The sequence below is a fragment of the Enterococcus sp. DIV1368f genome, from assembly GCF_051712245.1.
GTDB classification, from domain to species: domain Bacteria; phylum Bacillota; class Bacilli; order Lactobacillales; family Enterococcaceae; genus Enterococcus; species Enterococcus faecalis.
The window spans coordinates 1,407,723-1,427,816 of record NZ_JBIOON010000001.1 but is presented as its reverse complement, the minus strand read 5'-3'; the positions used below and the strand labels follow the sequence as shown (position 1 = coordinate 1,427,816).

Genomic DNA, 20,094 nt, shown 5'->3' with positions numbered 1-20,094 from the left:
ACTCATTGTATAAAAAAAACACTCTGCATAACAAAAATAATGCTTAAAAACACTCAAAAACATTTGTTATTTAATAGAATGATTAAAAATAGCAATAGAATTTAAATCAAAAATAAATGTATTAACTTTAAACTGTTTACACCACCAAAAATAACAACCAATAATTCAAAGAAAACTAAAATGCTGTTTTTTTATTCAAAAAAAGACCTAGCATCCCAATCATGCTAGGTCTTTCGTTACTTTTTTTGAGGGACCGTTTTTATTGGTCATTCATCGTTATTGATTGATCGCAACAGTCGTGTCTTCAGTCGATAGACCTGTCATAGAGGTGCTATCGGAAAATATTTTTTCAACTTCTTGTTCTGATAAAATATTTTCTTTCTTAGGCATTGAAATCGTCGCTTTTTTGGCTTTTTGTGTAATGCTAATTTTACTAGATAATGATTCAAGTCCCATGTCAACGTTCTTGTCTTGTTGCGGTTTCACATTAATCAACATATTTGTTTTATTTTCTTTTGTATTAACAGAAACTTTAGCAGAAACATCTTTGACTTTTTCGAAAGGAACTTGTTCTTTACCTTTCTCAGATGTTTCTGTCGTAATTTTGATCAACTTTTGTAATTCTTTTTTTGTAAACGTATGGGTAATGGTGTCCCCTTTTTTCTCGAACGTATCCTTGTCTAATCCTTCTAAAAACTCTTTGCATTCCTTAGCAGACTGTTTTCGTTCTTTTTCCGATTCTTGATACTCTTTGATTGTATCTTGCCATTCTTTCGCACTTTCCTCGTTCATGGCTAAAAGATCAATGTATTTCCCTTTTAGTTTTTCTGTATCTAACTGAGAACTATCAATAGCACCGTCAGACATTGAGTCTGCGACAGCGACAATATATTCCATCATATCTGTTGCTAAATAGAGTTTTGGCTCTTTGCCCTCGTTATCTAATGATCCAATCAATGAAATCGGTACATCCATGCCCATCGCTTTTAATTTCATCTCTAAGTTGAATGCTTTTTCTTTTTTTGCATCTACTTGAATCTTCCCAGAAAGCGATGCGTCTTTGATTTGCGTGATGAGCATCCCAATCATAGGATTCGTTTGTGCACCATCTTCTTGTGAAAATTTCATGTCACTAATTGACATAGAGAAATCCCAAACCCCAGATTCTTGTGCGTTTTGATTGCCGATCCCTTGAATGAACTCATCTTTCGCACTTTTGCCACAGCCTGTCAGTAACAAAGCTGAACAGAAAACGCCTGCGATAATCCCCACTTTTCTTTTTAACACACTTTTTCCCCCTCATTATATAAAAAATTAATTCCCTTTTATTAAGAATAGCAAACATTGCTTATAAATAGCAATGTTTAATTTTAGATTTTCTCTCTTTTAATAAGTGGGATTGATTTAATCTTTTAGGTTTGAATCATTAAGCTGTATTATTTTTAAAATAAAATTGCTTTTCGCCAAAAAATACTGGGAAAAGTTCTGCTAAACTGCCAGCTAAAGGACCTTCTCGCAATTCTTTTTCAGTGACCCAAAACAAGGGTTGTTCCGTTTCTTCTGGTAGTTCATCCGCTGTTTCTGCAATGAATAATGCGGCTAATTCCCGCGCACCCGAACAATCATTCAGCCATTCTGCAACACCTACTAATTGTGGTTTCAGCACTAATCCTGTTTCTTCAAGGAGTTCGCGAACCATGGCTGTTTCCATGCCCTCGTTTTTTTCAACATGTCCGCCAGGGAACGTCCAACCAGGCCAATCCTTTTTTTGTCGTTCTTGCACAAGGATTTCATTTTTCTGATTTCTAATCATACATAATGTTGTTAATTCCACTTCAAAATTCCGCTTCATTTGGCACCTCATCATTTTTTCCTTTGTTAAGGTTACGATACAGAAAAACAGAGAAAGATTCAACTAAGAATTTTCTCTGTTTTATCATCTAGCTCTTTAATAAGTCGTATTGCGATTGATATAAATGATGATATAACGCATGTTTTGCCATTAGTTGATCATGAGATCCTTCTTCCACAATACGACCACCATCAATATAGAAAATTTTATCGCTATTTTTGATGGTAGAAAGCCGATGAGCAATAATAAACGATGTCCGTCCTTTTAGAAGTTGTTGTAGTCCTTCTTGTAACAATTCTTCTGTTTTTGTATCAATACTGGAGGTTGCTTCGTCTAAAATTAAAATTTTGGGATCTGCCAGTAAAGCACGAGCAAATGAAATTAATTGGCGTTGTCCTGCCGAGAGTGTACTACCCCGCTCTTCCACAACTGTTTCATAGCCATCTTTTAAATCCTTGATAAAATCGTGCGCACGAACAATTTTTGCGGCTTGGATGACTTCTTCCTCTGTGGCTGCTAAATTTCCGTATCGAATGTTTTCAATAATCGTTCCTGAAAAAATAAACGTATCTTGAAGCATTACCCCCATTTGTTTTCTTAACGAACGGAGTGTCACATCGCGAACATCATAACCATCAATTTTAACGGCCCCTTCATTCACATCATAAAAACGACTTAACAAATTGATGATTGTTGTTTTACCCGCACCTGTTGGCCCAACCAAGGCGATTGTTTGTCCTGGCTCAATATGAAAACTAACATCGGTCAAAATATTTTTTCCTTCTTCATAACGGAAATAAACATGCTGAAAGTCGACGGTTCCTTTAATTGGCGGCAACTCAATAGCTTGCGGCGCATCTTGAATTTCTGGAACAACATCCATCGTTTCAAAAATCCTTTCCAAATAGGCAGTTGCAGTAATCAGAGAATTGTAGAAGTTACCAATATTGATGACCGGATTCCAAAAGTTATTGATATAACCGATAAAAGCAATTAGCGTCCCAGTGGTAACGGACACACCTAATTGACGGATTCCTACGAAATAGATAAAACAAGTCGTAATAACGGATATATTTTGCACTGCTGGCCATAATAAATACTGGACACGCACAGCTTTCATAAAGGATTGACGATATTCTTCGCTTACCTCGTTAAAAATCTGGAAATTTTCATCTTCTCGTGCAAAAGATTGTGTAATTTTAATTCCTGAAATACTTTCATGAATATAGGCATTTAAGTTTGATTGTTTATTGCTAAGCTCTTGGTAAGCTTTCCGTTGTTTCCCTTGGATAAACAGAACCATCACGAACAACACAGGCAATAGCAGTAAACTGTATAAGGTTAATTTCACATCAATAAATAACATAAAAATTAAGGTGATAATCACATTAAATAAATCAGAAATTAAATTGATCAATCCGTTACTTAGTAAATCACTTAACGTATTGATGTAATTGACCACCCGTATTAAGATTTTTCCATGCGGCCGACTGTCAAAATAAGAAAATGGTAATTTTTGTAGATGCTCAAAAATTGAAAAACGCATATCTTTTAAAATATCTTGTCCAATTTCTGTGATGGCATATATTCGATAACGCATACACCAACCAATAATCACCAAGGAAAATAGGAAAATAGCCCCTAGTATCAAGAGTAACGAGAGATTCTTTTGTGGAATTACTTGGTCAATCGCAATTTTAGTAAAGTAAGGGCCTAACATACTTGCCAGATTAGCTAATATGATGACAAATAATGTTTTAAAAACAGCTTTTTTGTAAGGTTTAATATAGACGCCTAATCGTTTATAGTGAGACCAATTAAATTCTTTTTCTAAAGTCTCATCCACATCAAACGTATTTCTAGCCACGCGACTCACCTTCCTTTGTCAGACCTAATTGTTTTTGATATACGTCAAAATATTTGCCTCTTTGTTCGACTAATTCGCTATGCGTACCGCTTTCCACCACGCGGCCTTTTTCCATCATCAAAATTAAATTGGCCTCTCTCACAGAAGAAATTCGGTGGGCAATAATAAATGTCGTTTTCTTTTCCGTCAAACGGCCTAGTTCTTTTTGAATTTTTGATTCTGTTTCCATATCAACAGCGGAAGTTGTGTCATCTAAAATTAAAATAGCTGGATCTTTGGTTAAGGCACGGGCCAGTGAAATCCGCTGTTTTTGGCCACCAGATAGGCCAACGCCGCGTTCACCAACAATTGTTGCATAACCTTCGGGCATTCTGGAAATAAAGCTATGGGCATCAGCAATTTCAGCCATCATTTGCACTTGTTCCAAGTTAGCCAATGTGTTACCAAAAGCAATGTTATCTTCTATCGTATTGGAAAAAAGAAAGACATCTTGCATAACCATGGAGATATTTTCTCGCAATTTACGAACAGAATAGCTTTTAGCATCTTTTCCATCAATATAAACAGTGCCTTTGGTTGGATCGTAAAACCGAGCGATTAAGTTAACTAAAGTGGTTTTGCCTGAACCAGTTTCCCCTAAAATACCAATTGTTTCACCAGGTTTTGCTGAAAATGAAACATCCGATAAAATGGGGGTTTCTGGATCATCTGAAAAATGAAAGGACACGTGATCAAACGTCACATAGCCTTGGATCGGTTCTGCTTCTTTTTCCCGAGCAATGGGAATCTTCGGTTTCGTTGCTAATAACTGACGAATTTTAATGGACGATGCCGTAAAGCGTTGCACATCATTGATCAACCAGCCACTCATTCGCATCGGCATGTTCAACATCCAGAGAAAACCGTTAAAGGCCACTAAATCACCAATTGTCATCCGACCTTGAATTACAAAGAGGCCACCAAGAACTAAGGCAATAACATTTAAACTACCTGCAAAACCGTCTAACCACGGTAAATATTTTTTAGAGACATCTGCAGAAGCCATATTCCATTTTTTATAGTCTTCATTGTGCTTGTTAAACTTTTCAATTTCATAAGGTTCTTGAGAAAAAGCTTTAACCACCCGATTTCCACCAATATTTTCTTCGACCATTGAATTTAACCGAGAAAAACTTTCCCGAATCTCAAAAAATACCGGATGCGATTCCTTCGACATTTTTTGTGTTAACAGAAAAATCAAAGGTGTAATTAAAATTAATGCTAGCATCAATTGCCAATTGATCGTCCCCATCACAATCACGGCTGCGATGAACCATAAAATACATTCTAAGAGGTTATAAGTGACCCAAGAAACAAAATGGCGGATAGCGTCTGTATCCCCTGTCATTCGCGCCATAATATCGCCAACACGTGTATGATTAAAGAAATCAAAATCTAATTCTTGAAGTTTGACATACATATCTTTTCTTAAGTCAAATAACGCAGATTGTCCAACCGATTCAAACAAGACTTGATAACTATAACGAACAACTGTCCGAATAACGGTCACCCCAATCATAATCCCAAGAATTGGGACAAGCTCTTCAGTTTTCCCCTGATTGATTACTTGGTCTACAATTCTGCCAGATAACAATGGAATAATAACAATTAAAATAGCGTTAATAACGACAAAAATAACAGCTAGCAGTAACTTATTCTTATTTTTTTTAGCATATTGCCAAATCCATTCAAAACTATTCATTTTCTCCCCTACTCTCTCTTGTTTTTATGGACGTGTATAAGATTACTGTTTTTTTATAGGAAAAGAAATGGGCATTCTTGTATATTTTGATGTACAATATAGTATAGAAAGCGGATACAAGTAGGAGTGATTTTTTATGAACTACACAAATAGTCGAACGTTTAATCCTGAAATTTTATATGCCTTCGATCCTTGGAACGAAGAGACCCACCCTTATAATTGTCATCATCATGAATTTCTGGAAATATCTATTCTTTTAGAAGGTGAATCTGAATATATTGTTCAAGGGCAACAGTACCATGCCACTGCTGGTACGGTGTTTCTTTTTAATCCGCGAACGGAACATGGTGAGCAACAAAAAGCAGGAACTTACTCACATCAACTACACATTGGCATTTCAAATCTCTATTTAGAAGGCTTAGAGCGAAACGTATTTCCAAATAAATCAGCTTTATTAGATTTAAGTCATTTACATGGTGCTTTTTTAGAAAAAGCTTGGCAAATTGTTCATGAATTAAACCATCAAGAAGTTGAATCAGCGTTACAAATTAAAGCTTTAGTTATTGAACTATTGGTTTATATTTTAAGAAGCTTAGCAGTTGATCAAGAAAATAAAATTGAAACTCGGCTATCGAAAACGGAAAAAAGAAAACGAAATTTAGTCAATCATACGATTTATTATCTGGAAACGCACCATGACGAAGAAATTACTTTGGAACAGTTAGCTGAAATGTTATATGTTACCCCGACTTATTTGTCGAAAACCTTTAAAGCGGCCACAGGCGTTGGGCCAATCAATTATTTAATTCAAATCCGCTTAAACCATGCGAAAGAATTGCTGAAAAATGATTCCTTAAGTGTCAAAGAAGTGGCAAAAACGGTTGGTTACGAAGATGCCTATCATTTCAGTAAATTATTCAAAAAATATTATGGAAAATCCCCTTCACAATTTTAAGATAAAAAAACAAGGAATCGTCGGCTTCATTGCGTCCGTTTCCTTGTTTTTGCTTTACGTTGACTCTTTTAACTGTTTCGTCATTGTATAATCGGTATGGCGTTCATTTCCCATATAAAAATCATGTTCATCTGTTTTGACGAAGCCTAATGATTGATAAAATTTTTGCGCTGGATGATTATGTTCCCAAACACCTAACCAAACCGTCTCTTTTTCTGCTTCTTCCGCTAATTCAATTGCTTTCGTAATCAAATGTTTGCCTAAGCCTAAACGCTTAAAAGATTTACGAATATAAATGCGCTCAACTTGTAACGCTTGTGGATGTTGATAGGTAATCTGAGCATCACCGTGATTTAATTTCACATAACCTGCAAGTTCATTATTATAAAAAGCAAAGAAATATTGCGAATCTTTATGTAAGATTTCGCTTTCTAAAACTGCTGGACTAAATTTCCTCTCATAATGTGCCTGTAAATCCTCTTCGTTTTCGCCATCTCCATAAGTATCTGCAAAAGTCTCTTGGCAAATGGCCTCTAATTCTGGTACGTCTGCGACGGTACACTCTCTAATAAATACTGACATACTAAAACTCCTTTGTAGATTAAATCAACTGTTTAATTAAAATTAAACAAGGATTCCAAGCGTCCCATAATGTCGGAAAAACCTCAAGGCGCTTAAAACCCAATGATTCGTAAAAACGAATAGTATGATCGTACACGGAATAATTTCCTTCGTCAACTGTTTTGACTTGAATAAAAAAATAGTTATTTTTAGAATACGTTTCCACGCTTTCTATCAATAACTTGCCGATACCTTTGCGATGATACCGCTTTTTAACTGCCATACAATGGATTTCTACTGTATCTTTACTTGTTTCTGAAAGTGTTATAAAACCGAGTATTTTATTCTCTACATCCTTTGCCACCCACATAGGTAAAGTGCTAGCTATATCGATATACTTGCGGGTCTCTTTTTCAAGGCCAAACCATTCTGGAAGATTAAACAATACTTCTTGTGCTGCCTGAGTCTTTTTATCTGCATTTTTTTCCCTTATAATTGTAAATTCTTTCAATTTACAACCTCCTTTTTGTTTACATAACAAAATTATTGTATACACAATCCTTTTTATTAAATAATAGCATAGGTAGTTTAAAAATGTAAGTTAGTCATTTATTCTTTATTATTTCCTTAAAACGACGCCTTTTCTCGCTAAATCTGCCCTTTCTTTATTTTTTTCTGTTAAACTAAACGTATTAAGTCTATGAGGAGCGTGCGTATATGGATTATCTGAACACCTATAAGCGGTTGCTAGCATTGGCAGATGCAGGTCTTTTTTACGGGAAAGATGCTTTTGATCAAGAACGTTACCAAGAACTACGGGAACTTACGTTACAACTTATTAGCACAACCGGACACGAAGCGACTGTTTTGCCCGACTTAGAAAAAATCTTAACTAAAGAGGAAGGTTATCCAACACCGAAAGTAGATGTTCGCGGTTTGATAAAAAAAGAGAATCGTTTTTTATTAGTTGAAGATTTACAGACCAAAGAATGGTCATTACCTGGTGGCTATGCCGAAATTGGCTGCTCCCCTAAAGAAAATATTGAAAAAGAAGTATTGGAAGAAACTGGCTTAGTTGTTACAGCAAAAGAATTGCTTGCTGTTTATGATACAGATAAACGAAAAGACATTCCTCAACTATTTCAGTACTATAAAATGATCTTTTCTTGTGAGATTTTAGAAAATCATCCCTTTGAAAAAAACATTGAAACCTCGAATTGTGCTTATTTTTCTTTAGATAATCTCCCCCCTCTTTCTATCAAACGAACAACGAAAGAGCAATTAATGGCATTAATGAACCAAACAACTGGAGCGCTTAGTGACTAACAAAAAGAGGTCGGGACAGAAGTGTTTAACTCCGAGAAATAAGAAGGAATTTCCGAAAATTGTTCTTTAATTTTTGGAGAATTTCGGCTTATTTCCGAAGGAGTTGCTTCTGTCCCCGCCGTTTATCAATTTTTAAGCCTGGGCCAAAAATCCAAAGTGATTTTTGGCCCAGGCTCTTTTTCTATTATTAATTACATATTTTCTAAAGCGGCTTGGGCTAATAAGTTTAAGTAGTTCCAAGGGCGATCAAAATGTGGTTGGAAGAAGAAATCAGAAATCGCTAAATCTTCGACAGTCATTTTATTTTGGACCGCTAATGATAAAGTATTGGCAGATTGTGTGATATCATATTTAGACATCAATTGACCACCAACAATGCGTTGTGTTCCTTTTTCATAGACTAATTCCATCAGAACTTTTTCAGTTGTTGGCATAAACTCTGGACGATAGTTATCTTCGAAAACAGTTGCTTCGACATCTAGTCCGTTTAATTTGGCACTTTCTTTTGTCACACCTGTTGAACCAATTTTCCAACCGAATAAATATAAGCCAGAAGTTCCCTGTGTGCCACGATAAGCCAATTTTTGTTCAGTCAAATTACGACCTACTAGCATACCTTGACGAACAGCATTCGTTGCTAACGGGATATAATTTTTTGTTTGACTTGGGTTGTAGTGAACAACTGCACTATCACCCGCAGCAAAAATATCAGGATTGCTTGTTTGCATATACTCATTGACTTCAATTGCACCGTTTGGTAACATGTCAACTTTATCTTTTAATAATTCTGTATTTGGACGGAAACCTACACACATAATCACCATATCTGCTTCGAATTCTTGACTTGGTGTAATAACTTTTGCCACTTTTCCTTGCTCATCCGCTACGAATTGTTGGACATTTTCACCTAAAGCTAAGTTAACGCCACGATCAACTAATTCTTTTTCTAGAACATCTGTGAATGGCTTATCTAAATATTTATTTAAAATGCGGTCTAACCCGTCAACTAAAGTGACTTCTTTACCTGATTCTACAAAAGCTTCTACTAATTCAATACCAATATAACCGCCACCAACGACAACGACACGTTTGGCATCTTTCGCTTTTTCAATAATCACGTTGGCTTGTGAATAGTTTTTACATAATAAAATATTTTCAGCATCAATTCCTGGAATTGGTGGAATAATTGGCCAAGAACCAGTTGTCATCACTAATTTATCATAAGAAACGGTCTCAGTTGCGCCCGTTTGTAAGTTTTTCGCTATAACAGTTTTGTCGTCCACGTTGATTTCTTCAACATTGTGTTCCATCTTCACTGTTGCTCCTAAAGAAGCCAGTTCTTCTGGATTTGAATAAAATAAATCAGCAGCATTTTTAACTACGCCTCCAACGTACAAGGCAATTCCGCAAGATAGGAAGGAAATATTGTCATTTCTTTCATATACAGTGACTTCCGCCTCCGGGTGATTTGCTAAAATACTTTTAACTGCTGAAGTTCCAGCATGGGTACATCCTACGACTACGACTTTCATGTTGTAAATCCCTTCTTTCACAATCTTTGTTTTGCAGAGGTGACGTCTCCCTCTGTCTGTTTAAAATATATCAGAGGAATCAAGCTTATTCGAGTTCTATGCTTGTGAATCGCATATAAAAAAATTCACAAACTGTTGCTAATTCTTAATAATAGCTAGTTAATTTTTTGTTTTTAAGAATTTAAAAGTCAATAACCACACAAAAAAACAAGCATAAGAGTGAAAACTCTTACGCTTGTGAAATTTGCCTAGACAAGTGACTTATCTTTTGATAAATTTTTAACAGTATGTAATTTTTTACACATTCTCCTGTTGTGCTTGTTGGCAATCTGGACATAATCCATATAATTCTAAACGATGTTCATTAATTTCGAAGCCTGTTAATTTACTAGCGGCCATTTCAACGTCCTCTAACCCTGGATAATGAAAATCAACGATTTTACCACATTTTTGACAAATCACGTGATAATGTTTCTTCGAACTAAAATCAAAACGACTAGATGCATCGCCATAACTCATTTCTTGAACGAAACCGATTTCAGTAAATAAACGTAGATTGTTGTAAACCGTTGCTACACTCATATTTGGAAAATGATCTTCTAATGCGCGATAAATTTCATCAGCTGTTGGGTGTGTATGATTTTCGATTAAATATTCCAAGATAGCATAACGTTGCGGAGTAATTCGGATATTGGCTTCTTTTAATTCAGCAAGTGCATTTTTAACCAATACGTTGTCCATCTTTGTATCCCTCCCCTGTCTATCTTTCTTAAATAATACTATTTCTTATTACGATTGACAAGAATTATTGTAGGATTCTCGTGGAAAAAACGAGCATTTTACTAAACTAAGAGAAATGCTCGTTTTTTGGCGTGTTTTTTATTCTGGAAATTCGTAAAGAGCTGTCGAAAGATAACGTTCACCATTATCTGGAACCAGCGCTAAGACACGTTTGCCTGCGCCTAATTCGACTGCCAAATCAATGGCAGCTTTAATTGCTGCCCCTGCTGAAATCCCCACAAGGATGCCCTCTTTTGGCCCCATTAAACGAGCAGTTTCTAACGCGTCTTCACTAGAAACGGCGGCAACTTTTTGATAAACAGTGGTGTCTAAAACTTCTGGGACAAAACCAGCGCCTATTCCTTGGATTTTATGTGGACCTGGTTCGCCACCTTCTAAAACAGGCGACTCCGTTGGTTCTACTGCAACAATTTCAATATCTGGAAAAATCCGTTTCAATTCATGGCCAACTCCTGTAACGGTTCCTCCAGTGCCAACACCAGAAACAAACGCATCTAAGCCACGTTTACCAAAGACATCAACAATTTCTTTTCCTGTTTTTTGTTCATGTACCATTGGATTAGCTGGATTATTAAATTGCAAAGGCATGAAGTACCCATGTTCTTCTGCTAATGCTGTGGCTTTTGCAATTGCCCCTTTCATTCCTTCGGCACCAGGGGTTAATAATAAATCAGCCCCATATGCTTGCATTAATTTGCGGCGTTCAATACTCATAGTATCTGGCATCACAATCTTAACTGGATATCCCAACGCAGCACCTACCATTGCTAACCCAATGCCTGTATTACCACTAGTCGGCTCAATAATCGTTTGTCCAGGTTTTAGGCGACCATCTGCTTCGGCTTGTTGGATCATGCTTAAAGCAATTCGATCTTTCACACTGCCACCAGGATTAAAGAACTCTAGTTTAACAAAAACATCTGCAGCTCCTTCTGGTACCATCCGTTTTAATTTCACAACTGGGCTTTGACCAATTAACTCTGTTACTGATTTTACATAACCTTTAGTCATAATCCTACATCCTCCAATTTTACAAACAATATAATAATTCTTTCTCTAAGCATAGCTCAAAAAAACGATTTCTACCAGAAAAACGAATTTTAGTTTGTGAAAAATTAAATAAAAAAACGGATTATACTCATCCAATAATTGCTGCTGGCCCTACCTATTTTCACGATAAAAGACCTTACAAAAACTACTGCTTTTGTAAGGTCTTTCTTCAACTAAATAATTGCAAAATTAACCGATTTGGATGGTTTGACCCACCGATAAAACAGAATCCAATGTTAATCCATTTAGTGACATTAAATTATCAACTGTCGTTCCAAAACGTGCAGCAATGTCCCACAATGTGTCGCCGTTTGCGACAGTGTAACTTTGACTAGCTACAGTTTCTGCTGTTGCTGTTGCAGAAGCCGCTGTATCGATTGTTGTATCAACGGTTCCCGTTGTATCTGAATAACTAGTGGTTTGAGCGACTGGTGCTCCCCAATCATATTGAGTTAAATTATATGCTTCAATTAACCAATTCAATTTTTCGGCATAGCCTGGATCAGTTGCATAACTTCCAGCTAAAGCGGCTGTTGCATCGCGATAACTGCTAGTATTACTCTTCCAAACGCCAGAATAATGGTATGTATCCCCAAAAGCAGTGGAACGAATAACATTGGCATGATCTTGGAACGATTCCGCATAAGAATTATAACTTCTAAATGCTGCTGTGACGGTCACCCATTGTCCGTCTAAATATTCTTTTGTTGGCATATAAACAGATTGTCCATTATAACTTCCTTTTACACCAAACAAGTTATAGTTCGGTGCAGATGCTAACCCAGAACTACCATAACTACTTTCTAGCAACGCTTGAGCAATCATGACGGAAGCATACATATCATTGCTATTGGCAACGGCTGCTGCTGAATTTCCGATTTCATTAATAAATGCTTGCTGGCTTGATTCTGCTTGGGCAGGTACCGCAGCACCAACCACAGGTGCTAAAATCATTGAAGTCCCCGCAACGGCGGTAGCACGTTTATAAGCTTTTTGCTTTTTAAGAGCTTTTTGAATATGTTTACTACTTCTTGTTAACTGTTCGCTCATTCATTTTTCCTCCTCACTGTCTCACTTTTCTATTTTACCGTTAATTTCCTATTGAAACAAGAAATAAACGTATTAAATTTTGAGTTTTAAAATTTCTGTAATGTAATTGAAATCTTGTTTGTATTTAATTAACCCTCTTCACACTTGTGAAAACAACCACTTCTTCTTTTCAATTTGATGAGATTTTTGTTATTTATCCTCTTACTTTTCTTTATTTATTGTGATAAAATTTTTAATGGACTTGTCACTTTTTGAACAAACTTTATAAGAGAAGTCTGTTTTTGTAGTCAAAAACAACTATTACCAAGTAGTTGTTGTATTACAAAATGAATTACATAGAAATGTAGGTGGTTAGATGAAGAAACAACAATCGGGTTTAACAAATCAAGTGACGTTTTTATTAGCGTTAACTTGCGGGGTCGTGGTCGCCAATATGTATTATATTCAACCAATTGGCACCCAAATTGCTCAGGACTTTCAAGTCAGTATTGGTTCTATTGGTTTTGTTACTATGCTGACCCAATTAGGGTATGCGCTAGGCTTACTTTTTCTTGTTCCATTAGGCGATGTCGTTGATCGCCGCAAATTAATCATTCGAGTAGCTGGGCTCTCCTCGCTGTCTCTAAGTGCTGCGTTTTTTGCACCAAGTTTTCTTCTGTTTGCACTCTCTTCTTTTTTTATTGGGTTGCTCTCTATTGTCGCCCAAATTATTATTCCTTATGCTGCGGTCATGGCGGGACCAGCGAACCGTGGTAAAGTAACAGGTCGAATGCTAGGCGGACTATTGACAGGAATTTTATTGTCTCGAACGATCTCGGGTTTCATTGCTAGTGCAGCTTCTTGGCGAACAGTGTACCTAATCGCCGTAATATTCGTGTTAGCATTGGTCGTTCTACTCCAATTAAAATTGCCCAAAACAGTGATACATACTCAAACTTCAAATCGATTAACTTATTTAGGTTCTTTGAAAAGTCTTCCTAAGCTAATCAAATCGCAACCTTTGTTAAGAGAAGCAACTGTCAATGGCTTTTTTATGTTTGCAACCTTTTCAATTTTTTGGTCTACATTAATTTTCTTTGTTAGTAGTCCAGCTTATTATTGGGGACCGAAAGAAGTCGGTATTTTAGCAATTTTTGGGTTATCAGGGGCTTTCGTAGCACCCATCATTGGTCGTCTATCCGATTATTATCCAGAACGGAAGATCGTTTTGATTGGCCTGTTGATGCAGTTCGGTAGTTTTATCTTACTTTTTCTAGGTGGAACACATGTGGTCTTACTAATCTTAGCAATTATTGTTTTAGATATCGGTACTCAATTTGGGCAAGTAGCCAATCAAACACGCGTCCAAAATTTGGGAGAAGAAGCCAGCAATCGTAACAATACCGTCTTTATGTTTTTCTATTTCATCGGCGGTTCACTAGGGTCATTGATTGGTACATTAATGTGGCAAAACTATGGTTGGTCTGGTGTTACTTTAACTGGTATTGGGTTCCAATTGTTCGCATTATTTTTCCACTTTATGCTCTTTGCTCCCAAAAAGAAATGAAGCAAAAAAACCTGAATGCTATCACAAGCATTCAGGTTTTTTAATGTTTATTTATAGTGATTTATAGGTATTAACCACATTTTCAGGAGTAAAGCCGAATTTTTCAAGAACTAGACCGCCAGGTGCAGAAGCGCCGAAGTGATCAATTGTGATTGTTTTGCCTTCCGTTCCTACATAGCGTTCCCAACCAAAGCTTGCTGCAGCTTCAATCGCCACACGTTTTGTCACAGCTTTAGGTAACACACTTTCTTTATATTCAGCAGATTGTTTTTCAAACAAATCAAAACTTGGCATTGACACGACAGATACATCGATGCCTTCTTCCGCTAATTTCGCTTGTGCTTCCACTGCTAGATTTACTTCAGAACCAGTCGCAATTAAAATCCCTGCTGGTTGTTCACCTTTTTGTGGTGACAATACATAAGCACCTTTTTGAACAGAATCAGAAGCGTGTTCTAACGTTCCTTCTAAAACAGGTAAGTTTTGACGACTTAGAACTAAAATAGTTGGTGTTTCCGTAGAAGTCATAGCAATTTTCCAAGCAGCAACAGTTTCATTGCCGTCTGCTGGACGAATCACATGAACATTTGGAATGCAACGAACACTTGCTAATTGCTCAATTGGTTCGTGTGTTGGCCCATCTTCACCCACCGCAACAGAGTCATGCGTTAAGACGTAAGTTACAGGAACTTTTTGTAAAGCGGCTAAACGGATTGCTGGACGTAAGTAGTCAGTAAAGACGAAGAATGTCCCGCCATAAACATGACTACCACCGTGTAATTGAATCCCGTTCATTGCTGCAGCCATTGCAAATTCGCGAACACCAAACCAAATATTACGGCCTTCGTATTGACCAGGTTCGAAATCTTTTTCTGCAGCAACCATTGTATTATTTGAGGCAGATAAATCAGCTGAACCGCCCCAGAAACTTGGAACAACTTTTGAAATAGCTTGAATCGTTTCTTTACTTGTTACACGACTTGCGGCACTTGTTCCTAGTTCATATTTAGGTAATTCTTGTTCCCAACCTTCAGGTAATTGGTTGGCAAAAGCTTCTTTAAATTGTTTGGCTAATTCTGGATGCGCATGTTCATAGTTCTTAAACATCTCATTCCAAGCCTCTTCAGCTTTTTGGCCTTCGTCAATCATCGTTTCTTTAAAACGAGCAGCGACTTCCTCTGGCACAGTAAAGTCAGGATATTCCCAACCATAAACAGCTTTAGCCGCTGTAATGCCCTCTTCACCAATTGGCGCGCCGTGAACGGAAGAAGTTCCTTCTTTTGGTGCTCCGTAACCGATGACTGTTTTAACTTCAATCAATGTTGGTTTATCTGTTTCAGCTTTAGCCGCTTCAATCGCAGCCTCTATTTCATCTAAATCATTGCCATCTTTAACTAAAATATGTTGCCATCCGTATGCTTCATAACGAGCCCCAACATTTTCAGTAAAGGCTTTAGAAGTTGGTCCATCTAATGAGATGTCATTTGAATCGTACAAGACAATTAATTTTCCTAATTTCATATGACCTGCCATTGAACTTGCTTCTTGAGAAACACCCTCCATTAAATCGCCGTCACCACAAATTGCGTACGTATAATGATCCATAATAGGGAAACTATCACGATTATAAGTTGCAGCTAAATGCGCTTCAGCCATTGCCATACCAACAGCCATAGCAATCCCTTGCCCTAGAGGTCCCGTTGTTGCTTCAACACCATCTGTGTGGTGCACTTCTGGATGCCCTGGTGTTTTACTATCCCATTGACGGAAATTTTTCAAATCGTCAATTGTTACGTTGTATCCTGATAGATGTAATAAGCTGTACAACATTGCAGAGCCGTGGCCTGCTGAAAGTACAAAACGATCACGATCAACCCAGTTTCTAGAAGTTGTTGGGTTCACCTTTAAATGTTTTGTCCAAAGTGCATACGCCATTGGGGCAGCACCCATTGGTAAACCAGGATGTCCTGAGTTCGCTTTTTGTACGGCTTCAATACTTAATGTCCGGATTGTATTAACGCCCAATTGATCTGTCTTGTCAAACAAAAAAATCATCTCCTAATTTAGGTTTTTTTTACCTTTATTCATAGTGTAGCTTATTTCGACAATGAAAGCAATTACTTTCTGTTGTGAAGTCCTTTTTCACGTTGAATTTGTTTTAGTTTTTCAGGAGTCACATCGGTCCCTTCTTGATCCACGACCTTCATTCCTTCGATATGGTGACGCATCCCTCCACGAAATGCTTCTAAATACTCTTTACGTAATTCTTGTTGTTCGACTTTTTCTTTCGCACTAAGTTCTTCCACTTTTGCTTTATTCGCTAATTCATTTATACGGGCAATTTTTTCTTTCGATAACATCAAAATCCCTCCTTACTCTCACTGTCTATATTATAAGAACTGCCTTAAAAAAACAACTATATTCTGATATTTATAAAACACGAACGCTTGTTTGATTTCGTTCGCATTTTATGGTACACTAATTTTATCAATTGAAAGAAGGTGCGGGTTTTGGCGAAACGTACAGAAACAAGACAATTAGAAGTACTTAAATATATATACGAACAAGTCGAATTAAAGGGTTATCCGCCAACCGTTCGCGAAATTGGGAAGGCTGTTGATTTATCCTCAACTTCTACCGTTCACGGACATTTAGCTCGTCTTGAAAAAAAGGGTCTAATCTTACGTGACCCAACAAAACCGCGAGCAATCGAATTAACACCAGAAGGCTTGGAAAAGATCGGAATTCAACCGACAACTATTCCGATGTTAGGTGTCGTAACTGCTGGTGAACCAATTTTAGCGGTGGAAGAAGCATCAGATTTCTTCCCGTTACCTCCTGATTTACGTACAGAAGAAAATGCTTTATTTATGTTGACGATTCGAGGAGAAAGTATGATTAACGCAGGTATTCTAGATGGCGACCAAGTGATTGTTCGTAAGCAATCGAATGCCAATAATGGCGACATCGTAATTGCAATGACCGATGAAGATGAAGCAACCTGTAAACGATTCTTCCGAGAAGTAGATCATATCCGCTTGCAGCCTGAAAATGATGCATTAGCGCCTATTCTTTTAGATAACGTTACAATTTTAGGTAAAGTTGTTGGTTTATATCGCAATCATATTTAATAAAAAAAGGAAGTCACTCCGTTGAGCGGCTTCCTTTTTTGCTTGTTAACAAGTGAATAGCCTTTTGGGCTTCCTCGATAACCTCTTCTTCAGTTTCTACAGAAAGTAGATAATTTAAAGCTTCTAAACTTTGCTCAGGTTCTCTTTTTGCGAGCTGACCTAACGACCAAGCAGCTGTTCCGCGAATGACAGGACGCTGATCATTTAAACAGAGAATAATTTGTGGGATAGCTTCACGGCCGCCCAAATTCGCTAACGCAATTAAAGCATTTCGTTGCAATGGTTTTTTGCCACGCCAAGAGCCTGCTAAGTGTCCGAATTGCTGTTTAAATTCTTTATTGGAAATAGTTAATAACGGTGCCAATTTGGGATAAACTTCCTCAATCTTTGGTTCCATCTCTTCATGAAAATGAAAATCTTTTCCTTTATTATAAGGGCAAACCAGCTGACAAATGTCGCAACCATAAATGACGTTACGCATTTTTTTCCGATACTCTTCAGGCATCATGCCTTTTGTTTGCGTTTGATAAGACAAACATTTTTGAGCATTCATTCGACCGTCCCCTAACAAAGCCCCTGTAGGACATCCTGTGATACAACGAGTACAATCACCGCAACCATTTGGAACAGGTTCATCTGGTTCAAATTGAATGTTGGTGGTCACCTCACCTAAATATACAAAGGAACCAAATTCTTCGGTAATCAGTAGACCATTTTTACCAATGAATCCTAAACCCGCCCGCTGAGCAACAGCGGTGTCAACATATTCGCCAGTATCTACTTGCGGCCGAAAGTGCCAGTGTTCTTTTTCTGCTTCAGTGGCAGCTTGCTCTTCAATAAAAGCAATTAATTTTTGCAACCGATCCTGCAAAATGTGATGATAATCAATTCCCCAAGAGGCTCGCGCAAATTGTCCACGCTTTTCATCTCTAGGCATTTTTTCCTGAGCTTTGGTGGGATAAGCTAAAGCAATGGAGATAATACTTTTAGGATGCTCAAACGTTTTTTCTGGGTAAATTCGTTCTTCCACATTTTGATGTTCAAACCCCGAGTTATATCCTCGCTCTCGTTGTTCATGCAGAGAATCTTCTAATTCAATAAATGGTTCAGCATGAGTAAAGCCGATTTTATCGATGCCTAAACGTTGACTCTCTTGAATAATTTTTTCTTTCAATGTCGGCATTGCTCATGCCTCCCTTCATTTTATTATTTATCGTTTCGATGATACGTTTCATAGTCATGTGCATAGAGATTTTTCTCGTCCACGACGCCGGGAACAGTGGCAACTTTTTCCCAAACAGACCAGTCGATTTCTGGAAAGAAGGTGTCGCCTTCAAACGTTTCATGAATCATCGTCCGATATAAGACATCGCATGCGGGAATCAGTTCTTTAAAAACGACAGAACCTCCACCAATAACGGTCACGCCTTCATACTTGTCAGCATACGCAAGAATTTCCTCTACGGAATGCATAACCAAAACGCCTTCAGCTTGGTAATCCGGATTACTGGTAAGAACAATCGTTGTTCGATTTGGTAACGGACGACATCCCATACCTTCGAAAGTTGCACGTCCTAAAACCAATGTATTATGAATTGTTTTTTCCTTGAAAAATTTCAAGTCGTTGGGTAAATGCCAAGGCAATTTGCCTTCTTTACCAATCACTCCTTGTTCATCTTGGGCCCAAATGGCTGCTAACATAGCTTCTCTCTCCTTTTTTATACGGCAATCGGCGCTTTAATCGCTGGATGTGGGTCATAGCCTTCTACTTTAATATCTTCCATATCAAAATCAAAAACAGAAGCCTTGTCTGGATTCAAAACGAGCGTTGGAAAAGAACGAACTTCTCGTGATAATTGTTCTTGCATTTGCTCCACATGATTTTGATATAAGTGGGCATCTCCTAGCGTGTGTACAAACTCCCCCACTTCTAAACCTGTTTCATGTGCAATTAGATGTGTCAATAAAGCATAGCTTGCAATGTTAAAAGGAACACCTAAAAAAACATCGGCACTGCGCTGATAAAGTTGACAGCTTAATTTTCCTTCATTTACATAAAATTGAAACATAGTGTGACAAGGCGGCAACGCCATTGAAGGCACATCTTCTGGATTCCAAGCGGAAACAATTAAACGGCGAGAATCAGGATTGGTTTTAATCATTTCAATCACATTAGCTAATTGATCGATAAAGCTACCATCTTTGGTTTCCCAGTGACGCCATTGCGCACCATAAATATTCCCTAATTCACCATATTTTTCTGCAAACTCTGCATCATTTAAAATGGCATCACAGAATTTTTGATGTTCTTCTTTGTATTGTTCTGCAAACGCTGGATCTTGTAAGACACGATGCCCAAAATCCGTCATGTCTGGTCCTTGATAATCTGCGCTTTTTACGTAACGTTCGAACGCCCATTCATCCCAAATATGATTATTTCGCTCTAACAAATAACGAATATTCGTGTCGCCTTTTAAAAACCACAATAACTCACTTTTAATCAAGCCAAACGGTACTCGTTTGGTTGTTAGTAAGGGAAATCCTTTGGCCAAATCAAAACGCATTTGATAGCCAAATAAACTATACGTACCAGTTCCTGTACGGTCTTCTTTAAAATGACCTTCTTCTAAAATCTTTTTTCCTAGCGCTAAGTATGCTTCTTCCATCTTATTCCCTCCGTCT

19 protein-coding genes are annotated in these 20,094 nt (G+C 37.4%); 4 read left to right on the top strand and 15 right to left on the bottom strand.

Going from position 1 to position 20,094, the window contains the following annotated elements:
* Positions 1–276: 276 nt before the first annotated feature.
* The 4 genes from IGL07_RS07160 to IGL07_RS07145 form a co-directional block, all read right to left on the bottom strand.
* On the bottom strand, positions 277–1,287 hold the full coding sequence (locus IGL07_RS07160) for a hypothetical protein (RefSeq protein ID WP_195526155.1): 1,011 nt from the start codon (positions 1,285–1,287) through the stop codon (positions 277–279).
* Positions 1,288–1,426: 139 nt separating this feature from the next.
* Positions 1,427–1,852 (bottom strand): NUDIX domain-containing protein, encoded by a 426-nt coding sequence (locus IGL07_RS07155; RefSeq protein WP_010712466.1) that lies wholly within the window; start codon positions 1,850–1,852, stop codon positions 1,427–1,429.
* A gap of 88 nt (positions 1,853–1,940) precedes the next feature.
* Positions 1,941–3,719 (bottom strand): ABC transporter ATP-binding protein, encoded by a 1,779-nt coding sequence (locus tag IGL07_RS07150; protein WP_010817290.1) that lies wholly within the window; start codon positions 3,717–3,719, stop codon positions 1,941–1,943.
* Positions 3,712–5,460, bottom strand: coding sequence for an ABC transporter ATP-binding protein (locus IGL07_RS07145; RefSeq protein WP_010708179.1), 1,749 nt, complete (start codon positions 5,458–5,460; stop codon positions 3,712–3,714). Before IGL07_RS07145 ends, IGL07_RS07150 begins: the two co-directional genes overlap by 8 nt.
* A gap of 136 nt (positions 5,461–5,596) precedes the next feature.
* On the opposite strand from IGL07_RS07145, the gene IGL07_RS07140 reads away from it, so the two are divergent.
* Positions 5,597–6,415, top strand: coding sequence for a helix-turn-helix transcriptional regulator (locus tag IGL07_RS07140; protein WP_002363966.1), 819 nt, complete (start codon positions 5,597–5,599; stop codon positions 6,413–6,415).
* Positions 6,416–6,469: 54 nt separating this feature from the next.
* Here IGL07_RS07140 and IGL07_RS07135 read toward each other — a convergent pair whose 3' ends face one another.
* Positions 6,470–6,997, bottom strand: coding sequence for a GNAT family N-acetyltransferase (locus IGL07_RS07135; RefSeq protein WP_002357555.1), 528 nt, complete (start codon positions 6,995–6,997; stop codon positions 6,470–6,472).
* Between the two features lie 19 nt (positions 6,998–7,016).
* A complete protein-coding gene (locus IGL07_RS07130; RefSeq protein WP_002382331.1) occupies positions 7,017–7,517 on the bottom strand; it encodes a GNAT family N-acetyltransferase in 501 nt (166 codons plus the stop codon).
* 176 nt (positions 7,518–7,693) lie between these two features.
* Between IGL07_RS07130 and IGL07_RS07125 the strand changes: the two genes are divergently transcribed.
* Positions 7,694–8,302 carry an NUDIX hydrolase N-terminal domain-containing protein gene (locus IGL07_RS07125; protein WP_010817287.1) on the top strand — a complete coding sequence of 203 codons (609 nt, stop codon included), beginning with the start codon at positions 7,694–7,696 and terminating at the stop codon, positions 8,300–8,302.
* 191 nt (positions 8,303–8,493) lie between these two features.
* Here the strand turns inward: IGL07_RS07125 and IGL07_RS07120 are convergent, their stop codons facing one another.
* The 4 genes from IGL07_RS07120 to IGL07_RS07105 form a co-directional block, all read right to left on the bottom strand.
* Positions 8,494–9,834, bottom strand: coding sequence for an NADH oxidase (locus IGL07_RS07120; protein ID WP_002377398.1), 1,341 nt, complete (start codon positions 9,832–9,834; stop codon positions 8,494–8,496).
* Between the two features lie 297 nt (positions 9,835–10,131).
* Complete coding sequence (locus IGL07_RS07115; RefSeq protein WP_002357560.1) at positions 10,132–10,575, bottom strand: Fur family transcriptional regulator; 444 nt, start codon at positions 10,573–10,575, stop codon at positions 10,132–10,134.
* 138 nt (positions 10,576–10,713) lie between these two features.
* Positions 10,714–11,646 (bottom strand): cysteine synthase A, encoded by a 933-nt coding sequence (gene cysK, locus IGL07_RS07110; protein WP_002357561.1) that lies wholly within the window; start codon positions 11,644–11,646, stop codon positions 10,714–10,716.
* Between the two features lie 228 nt (positions 11,647–11,874).
* On the bottom strand, positions 11,875–12,735 hold the full coding sequence (locus IGL07_RS07105; protein ID WP_002357562.1) for a glucosaminidase domain-containing protein: 861 nt from the start codon (positions 12,733–12,735) through the stop codon (positions 11,875–11,877).
* Positions 12,736–13,090: 355 nt separating this feature from the next.
* Here IGL07_RS07105 and IGL07_RS07100 point away from each other — a divergent pair, with 355 nt between their 5' ends.
* The gene (locus IGL07_RS07100) at positions 13,091–14,281 is read left to right on the top strand and encodes an MFS transporter (RefSeq protein WP_010817286.1); all 1,191 of its coding nucleotides are present in this window, start codon (positions 13,091–13,093) and stop codon (positions 14,279–14,281) included.
* Positions 14,282–14,332: 51 nt separating this feature from the next.
* On the opposite strand, the gene tkt is transcribed toward IGL07_RS07100, so the two are convergent.
* Together tkt and IGL07_RS07090 are read right to left on the bottom strand one after the other, a co-directional pair.
* Positions 14,333–16,327 carry a transketolase gene (gene tkt, locus IGL07_RS07095; protein ID WP_002360299.1) on the bottom strand — a complete coding sequence of 665 codons (1,995 nt, stop codon included), beginning with the start codon at positions 16,325–16,327 and terminating at the stop codon, positions 14,333–14,335.
* Between the two features lie 71 nt (positions 16,328–16,398).
* Positions 16,399–16,641, bottom strand: coding sequence for a DUF896 family protein (locus IGL07_RS07090; RefSeq protein ID WP_002384502.1), 243 nt, complete (start codon positions 16,639–16,641; stop codon positions 16,399–16,401).
* A 150-nt stretch (positions 16,642–16,791) separates the two neighbouring features.
* On the opposite strand from IGL07_RS07090, the gene lexA reads away from it, so the two are divergent.
* Complete coding sequence (gene lexA / locus IGL07_RS07085) at positions 16,792–17,412, top strand: transcriptional repressor LexA (protein WP_002357566.1); 621 nt, start codon at positions 16,792–16,794, stop codon at positions 17,410–17,412.
* 13 nt (positions 17,413–17,425) lie between these two features.
* Here the strand turns inward: lexA and queG are convergent, their stop codons facing one another.
* Genes queG through IGL07_RS07070 form a run of 3 tightly spaced genes read right to left on the bottom strand, consistent with a single transcriptional unit; the run spans position 17,426 to position 20,078 of the window.
* Entirely contained in the window at positions 17,426–18,595 is a 1,170-nt protein-coding gene (gene queG / locus IGL07_RS07080; protein ID WP_010712461.1) for a tRNA epoxyqueuosine(34) reductase QueG, read from the bottom strand.
* 23 nt (positions 18,596–18,618) lie between these two features.
* Positions 18,619–19,113 carry a trimethoprim-sensitive dihydrofolate reductase gene (gene dfr, locus IGL07_RS07075; protein ID WP_002360302.1) on the bottom strand — a complete coding sequence of 165 codons (495 nt, stop codon included), beginning with the start codon at positions 19,111–19,113 and terminating at the stop codon, positions 18,619–18,621.
* Positions 19,114–19,130: 17 nt separating this feature from the next.
* On the bottom strand, positions 19,131–20,078 hold the full coding sequence (locus IGL07_RS07070; protein WP_010817285.1) for a thymidylate synthase: 948 nt from the start codon (positions 20,076–20,078) through the stop codon (positions 19,131–19,133).
* Between the last annotated feature and the right edge of the window lie 16 nt (positions 20,079–20,094).

Excerpts from the sequence above, each read along its gene's own strand:
- queG (WP_010712461.1), bottom strand. The coding sequence starts at position 18,595 with ATGCCGACATTGAAAGAAAAAATTATTCAAGAGAGTCAACGTTTAGGC.
- IGL07_RS07145 (WP_010708179.1), bottom strand. The coding sequence starts at position 5,460 with ATGAATAGTTTTGAATGGATTTGGCAATATGCTAAAAAAAATAAGAAT.
- IGL07_RS07140 (WP_002363966.1), top strand. The coding sequence starts at position 5,597 with ATGAACTACACAAATAGTCGAACGTTTAATCCTGAAATTTTATATGCC.
- IGL07_RS07090 (WP_002384502.1), bottom strand. The coding sequence starts at position 16,641 with ATGTTATCGAAAGAAAAAATTGCCCGTATAAATGAATTAGCGAATAAA.
- cysK (WP_002357561.1), bottom strand. The coding sequence starts at position 11,646 with ATGACTAAAGGTTATGTAAAATCAGTAACAGAGTTAATTGGTCAAAGC.
- IGL07_RS07105 (WP_002357562.1), bottom strand. The coding sequence starts at position 12,735 with ATGAGCGAACAGTTAACAAGAAGTAGTAAACATATTCAAAAAGCTCTT.
- IGL07_RS07115 (WP_002357560.1), bottom strand. The coding sequence starts at position 10,575 with ATGGACAACGTATTGGTTAAAAATGCACTTGCTGAATTAAAAGAAGCC.
- IGL07_RS07120 (WP_002377398.1), bottom strand. The coding sequence starts at position 9,834 with ATGAAAGTCGTAGTCGTAGGATGTACCCATGCTGGAACTTCAGCAGTT.
- IGL07_RS07135 (WP_002357555.1), bottom strand. The coding sequence starts at position 6,997 with ATGTCAGTATTTATTAGAGAGTGTACCGTCGCAGACGTACCAGAATTA.
- IGL07_RS07070 (WP_010817285.1), bottom strand. The coding sequence starts at position 20,078 with ATGGAAGAAGCATACTTAGCGCTAGGAAAAAAGATTTTAGAAGAAGGT.
- dfr (WP_002360302.1), bottom strand. The coding sequence starts at position 19,113 with ATGTTAGCAGCCATTTGGGCCCAAGATGAACAAGGAGTGATTGGTAAA.
- IGL07_RS07125 (WP_010817287.1), top strand. The coding sequence starts at position 7,694 with ATGGATTATCTGAACACCTATAAGCGGTTGCTAGCATTGGCAGATGCA.
- IGL07_RS07155 (WP_010712466.1), bottom strand. The coding sequence starts at position 1,852 with ATGAAGCGGAATTTTGAAGTGGAATTAACAACATTATGTATGATTAGA.
- IGL07_RS07100 (WP_010817286.1), top strand. The coding sequence starts at position 13,091 with ATGAAGAAACAACAATCGGGTTTAACAAATCAAGTGACGTTTTTATTA.